Raw genomic sequence first — 6050 nt, 5'->3', positions numbered from 1 at the left:
TAATCTCCTCCTGGACCTCCATAATAATTTTCTGATTTTCAAATGCGATTGCCCTGATCTCCTGCATTGGACAAATGGCGATAGAGTTCACGGCGTTTGAATATCTCGACTACCCGATCCATCACCACCCCAGGAGCGTTGCCCTCCTCGGTACGCAAATGCTCATCTGCGCTTGCCCTGCACCAAAAGCACCAGCAACACCGGGACTATCCTGCACCCTTTATATCCTGACTTTGTTTGATCACTATCGGTTCCCAAATAGAGGGGTATCTGCAGCACATTCAGGCACTGCCCGCCTCATGCTTCTCATCTTCACCTGCTGGCGTACTCTCGTTCACATGACGAAATTGCAACATGGTAATGCGATGATTATCCATTCCTGTCACCACCAATTCCGCACCGGAAAGCGCAATCGCCTCTCCCACCTTGGGTATGCGTCCCAAAGTGTCGTACACCAGCCCACCTATGGTGACAAAATCGGTATCCTCTGGAAATTGATATTTTAATAACGATTCCAGATCAGTCATCCGCATCGAGGCATCAATCACAAAAGTCTGATCGTCCAACTTTTTGACCCGGCGAGTCTGCGTTGTAAACTCATCATCATATTCGCCAACAATCTCCTCTAATATATCCTCAAGGGTAATGATCCCCTGCGTTCCACCATATTCATCAACCACTACAGCCATGTGATGGCGTGTTATCTTAAACTCCTTAAGCAGACTGCTCATGGTTTTGCTGCTAGGAATAACATAGATCGGCGAGACAAAATCATCAATTGGATGCGACATTTCGGCACCACCGCTGGCATCTGCCAAGGCTCCCAACAACTCCTTGATCGCCACATAACCAAGAATATGGTCCATATTATTCTCGTATACCGGATAACGCGCATGCGGCAACTCACGAAACTTACCCAATACATCCACCAAAGGGGTACCCTTGGCAAAAGCAACAATATCGGTGCGCGGTACCATGGCGGCCCGGACACTGCGCCCACCAAAGTCCATCACACTATGAATCATTTTACTGTCTTCGGCATTGAATACCCCGGCATCTTCACTGGCGGTGATAATGGTCCGAATCTCCTCCTGGGTCATATTGAAATGTTCGCCATGCGACCCCACCAGGCCCCCCTGCCCCACACACCAAAGCAAAAAATTGGAGGCATGCTTCATGGCCCAAATCACTGGTGTCCACAGGATATATTGCATGTCAATCGACCAAGCCACGGCCATGGCCAACGGTTCTGCTTTGTGAAAAGCCAAAATCTTCGGCGCCAACTCTCCTCCCACCACATGCAAAAAGGAGATAATGGCAAAGGCTATCAAATAACTGACCCAGCGCAACACCTCCATCCAGGGTTGGGGATCGGTAAACATCCCCAACATCCCGACAAGTTTTGGTTCCAAAATCAGGTCCAAGGTATCCATACCAATTGCACCAAGAGCCAAAGAGACCAGAGTGATGCCGATCTGCGTCACCGAATAAAAGCGTTCCGGCTCCTGATGTAATTTTTGCACCCGATCGGCTGCCTTGCTGCCTTGTTCCGCCAATTGCCGAATCTTGCTACGCCGTGCCCCTGTGATGGCAACCTCTGCTCCCACAAAATAGGCATTACCCATAATCAAGACAACTATCAACAACAGCTTAAGCCATAATATGGTTTCCATTTCCTTTTTTTATCCTGGCAAAATAAGTGATCGCCTCAGCGTGAACCGTCCTGCCCAACCACGCAACCATTCCTGATGAGGTGGTGAAATTTATTTATCATATTATCCCAGCTTTCCCTCAAATCAAGTGAAATATATTTATCTTTCTGGCTACAGCCTGAAAAATAATAATAATTGCATTCTGTTAAACCATATTCCACAGCAGATTTGTACTGGTTTGAAAAAAAACGTTACCCGTCAAGTTTGTTTATCTACGGTCTGACTGTGCTTTCTGCTTCTGCTTTTTCTGTCCCGATATGGAAGCTTAAAACTATCACCAATCCTGGATGAAAAGAACCAAAGCATGCGTAGATTCGTTGCCGTCGAGAATAATCCTGCCGCCAGAGCCTTTTCAGGAAGGCACCAGCATCCGCAACACTTCCAACCATACTGGCATTATCGCCTCCAGCATCCCAAGCCCATACGTCGAAAAAATCGCCGATTATGCTGCAGAATCAAAAGCAGGAAAAGAGATGCTTGCCCCTCCCTGTTGCGCTCAGCCTGCAACATGGCTCCGCCTGCTGGCACAATGACCGCAGACAATTGGCAAAAAGCATGCTCCGATGGCAGAGATGACTGCAGAAATTACAGATGCTGCGAGAGTGTCACCCACAGAGGATTGGCAAAGAGCATGCGCCGCTCACCCGGCAAGGCAACACTCCTCGCCCCCTCTTGGGACAGAAGGGAAAATTTATCCATGCCGCGTCAGGCAAGCCCCCGCGCCTTGCGCGGGTGAAAAATGAGCAGAAAATGAGAACTGATGGGAATGAAGCAGACAAACCTGTCACATGGTTCCAGGCCGCACAAAAAATTGCTTCACCAACCTCAGCGCTTCAAAATCTCCAGCATGTGGGGCGTAAAATGCACTATGACGCCAAAGGCAGCTAAAATCACCAGCCCCATAAAGCCCATCCACATCTTGATGACCCACTCGGCCATGTCCACCGTGCCACGCAGCTTGTCAGAAACCGTCACCATCTCCTGACTGAGATAGATATTTTCGGTCACCATGCCCACATGATTGGCCACCCGCTCCAACAAGGCCAAATCGGCTTCCGTAAACCCCAAATGACCATTCTCTCCCTGCTTGTTGATCACCTGAATGGCTCCGGTCACCTGATTGGAGGTCTGGCTCATAATCGGCACACACATCATGTTTTGCGTCATATAACCAACCTTCTCTTCGACCTGCTTGGCAAACTCCGACTGCTGCTCCCGGCGCACAATACATACCGGTTTGCCGGTTGCCACCACCTTGCCCACATTGGATCCGCTCTTGGGGATGACAATGCTGCGCTCTTTCAACCCTGTGCCGCATTGCAACCATACCGCATCGGTCACCGGATCATGGATGAAAAAGCTGCAGCGATCTGCATCGATTACCTTGGGCAGAATTTCCATAAAAAATTGCAGTAGATCCTGATTGCCGGTGCTTTTCCATTTACTGGTCAGCGCCTCCTGCTTGGATTTGATCTTCTGCCACTCGTTTGCCAGTTCCTTTTTCACTGCACCCTCTCATAGCCTCGCCGGTCGGGATGAAATACATCTTTTACTTGTCATTAAATTCCACTTGTACATCGAGGTTACCATAATTGCTCCCCGATTGTCAGCCTTAATTTATCCATTTTTCCTATTTACTCCCAAACAAATCCCAACGCTTGTAAACGTTCTATCCGTTTGCCATCCAAACTCCCTTTTTTATACTCCTGACGCTGAAATTGCGCCCACAATCCCAAAGCAGGATTGCCAGGCCAGGATGCCGGTACATTGCAATGCCCATGACGCTCCCGAAACTGCGCCAACTCCGCCAACATCTCCTCCAAGACCACATCCTTCTGCTCCCAGACAAATCCCAAGGCATCCAACAACTCAACACGCTTTGCTGACAAATTGCCATGTTGCCGTGCCTGACGCTGCATATTGACCCAACTGCTCAAGCGCGCATCGGCGGTGCCACGAGTGATCACCACCCGCCCATACTGCTGCCGATAGTGCACCAGCGCAATATACATCTCATACCACTGCACCTCCAACGGATCCCAAAAAAAACCCAGTTTGTTCAAACGACTGATCCGCTCCTCCTCCAGTTGCCCGCTCTTGTAGGCTTTACGCTGCGTCACCACCCACCAAGCCAACTGCGGATTGGCTGGATAGTTCTCCGGCACCAGGGCATTGCCATGGTACCGACGAAACTCAGCCAAAGCCGCAAACATCTCCTCCCACAACACCGCCTTGGCATCCCAGACAAAACCCAACTCCTGCAGCTGTTTGATCTGTTCGTCGCTCAATTGCCCCGCTGCATAGGCACGACGCACCTGCCCTACCCAACGCGCCAACACCGGGTTATCTGCATAGTTGGCGGGAATAATGCAGTGCTTATGCTCCTGACAAAACTGCCGCAACACCATCAACATGGCATCCCACTCCGCAGCACGTGGCTCCCAAATAAAATCCAACGCCTGCAACGCCTCACGCCGTGTCTGCGATAAACTTCCGGCCAGCCCAGCCTTGCGCTGCTGCCGCACCCACTCCGCCAACTCCTGCTGACTCTCGGTAACATGACAATGGCCATGCTGGGCATGAAACGCCTGCAACAGACTCCATTGTTGCTGCCAAGCCAGCTCCTCGGGATCCCAGACAAAACCAAGATCCTCCAGACGCTGCCTCCGCTCCGCCAGCAAACGACCAGAGCGCCAGTCGCGCCGCTGTTTGGCTACCCAATCGGCCAGCAAGGGATCTTCCGGCCACGACGGAGGAACCAATAGATCTCCTTCGCGCTCTTGAAAACGACACAAAGAGCGAAACTGCTCCTCCCACCAAGCTGCCTCCAGATCCCAACAAAATCCCCACTCTGACAAACGTACCTGCCGCTCTATTGCCAGCTTGCCCCGCGCCAAATCCTGACGCTGCTCTTTTGCCCACTGCGCCAAATCAGGATAGTCGGTACAGATCTCCGGTACCTGACCATGACCATACTGCTTATAGAACAAAAGAAATTGTTCAAACATCCCCTCCCAGCGCACCAGCTCCGGATCCCACACAAAATCCAACTCCTGCAAGCGCTGCACGGCCTGCGCTGCTAAACGACCCTTGCCAAATTCACGACGCTGTTGCTGCACCCACTCTGCCAACGAAGGATTTTCCGGCCAACCCGCTGGTACATCCGCATGACCATAGCGCACTGAATAGGCTTGCAGTTGGCACCACTTCTCTTCCCAGGCAACCTGCTTGGGATCAAAAACAAAGCCGGCTTCCTGCAGACGTTGTTGCCAGTCGGCACGCAAACTCCCTTTGCGCCATGCTTTTCTTTGCTGCTCCTCCCATTCTCGATTCCGCTCTGCCTGGGCGGCATGAGCTGCCTGCCACAAACCAAAACGACGATCCCATTCGCTGCTGAGATGCCGAAACAGGCCAGTCCATAGCGCATTCCGCCATCCCTCCGGTATCCCTTCGGGCAAGAGAAAACGTATCCGATTGTGCCAAGCCAAAGCCGGATCCGCTCCCGCCTGCCAGGGCAGCAGGCTTTGGCGTCCCAACTGCTCCCCGGAACGAACAATCTGCTGCTCAAACTGCTCATCAGCCTCACGCAACCGTTGCACCACCTCCCAAAGCAGATCCGCTGCCGTCAAAGCCTCCTCTGCAGAGCTATAGAGCTCCCCTCCCGCCTTTGCCGCAAAGACCGGAACACAGATTATCCCTGGCGCCACAGCAGCAAAGGTACTGACTCCGGCATAGTTCTTGGCCAAAACAGCCGACAAAGAGCGCAGCAGATCCCATTTGACTTTGCGGGCCAATGGCGAACAGAGCAACAGATCGGCCAAAGGCAGTTGCGCACCATCCACCAGACAACGTGCCGAATGCAATACCACCCGTGGCGTCGCATGATAGCGCCGAATAATCTGCTCCCGTTCTGCTGCCGTCAGCGTGGCATCGAGCAACAAAGAGAGCCAACCGGAAGACAACTGCCCTTGCCCTGAGGCATCATCCGCAACCATCTGCATACCACTGAGGGGATCTGCTGCCGCTGCCAGACGGGCATCAGCCACCGAACCATGGACAATCTGCACATGCCCAATGGCACTCCCGGCACTGCCAAGAAGAGTACGCAGACTCCTGGCCAACAGGCGCACCCCACCCTGATCCTCTGCCAACCAGGAGGGAGGCAGCAATAAAATCCATAATTGCCAGGGACGCAGCACCCCCTCTGCAACCGCCTGCGCCAGTGGCGCCACGCGCATGGCGCGCCCATAGAGCGACTGATCCAGCAGATGCAGGATCCGTTTATTCCCCCCTTCCGCATCAGCAGAGCCAGGAATGCTCTGACGAAAAGCAGGGGTC

The 6050-nt window shown here is 52.5% G+C and carries 4 protein-coding genes; 1 reads left to right on the top strand and 3 read right to left on the bottom strand.

Annotated elements, in window-relative coordinates; all coding sequences use genetic code 11:
* Positions 1 to 281: 281 nt before the first annotated feature.
* On the bottom strand, positions 282 to 1673 hold the full coding sequence (locus EJP87_RS13265) for a hemolysin family protein (RefSeq protein ID WP_130472351.1): 1392 nt from the start codon (positions 1671 to 1673) through the stop codon (positions 282 to 284).
* 326 nt (positions 1674 to 1999) lie between these two features.
* Between EJP87_RS13265 and EJP87_RS17955 the strand changes: the two genes are divergently transcribed.
* The gene (locus EJP87_RS17955) at positions 2000 to 2245 is read left to right on the top strand and encodes a hypothetical protein (RefSeq protein ID WP_193771379.1); all 246 of its coding nucleotides are present in this window, start codon (positions 2000 to 2002) and stop codon (positions 2243 to 2245) included.
* A gap of 292 nt (positions 2246 to 2537) precedes the next feature.
* Here EJP87_RS17955 and EJP87_RS13260 read toward each other — a convergent pair whose 3' ends face one another.
* Positions 2538 to 3218, bottom strand: coding sequence for a GAF domain-containing protein (locus EJP87_RS13260; protein ID WP_130472350.1), 681 nt, complete (start codon positions 3216 to 3218; stop codon positions 2538 to 2540).
* 128 nt (positions 3219 to 3346) lie between these two features.
* Positions 3347 to 6050: helicase associated domain-containing protein (locus EJP87_RS13255; RefSeq protein WP_193771378.1), on the bottom strand; the 2704-nt coding region annotated here is incomplete at its 5' end.

The organism is Candidatus Magnetaquicoccus inordinatus (assembly GCF_004217665.1).
GTDB classification, from domain to species: domain Bacteria; phylum Pseudomonadota; class Magnetococcia; order Magnetococcales; family Magnetaquicoccaceae; genus Magnetaquicoccus; species Magnetaquicoccus inordinatus.
Note: the sequence above shows the minus strand (reverse complement) of the source record. Positions and strands in the feature narration are given on the sequence as shown.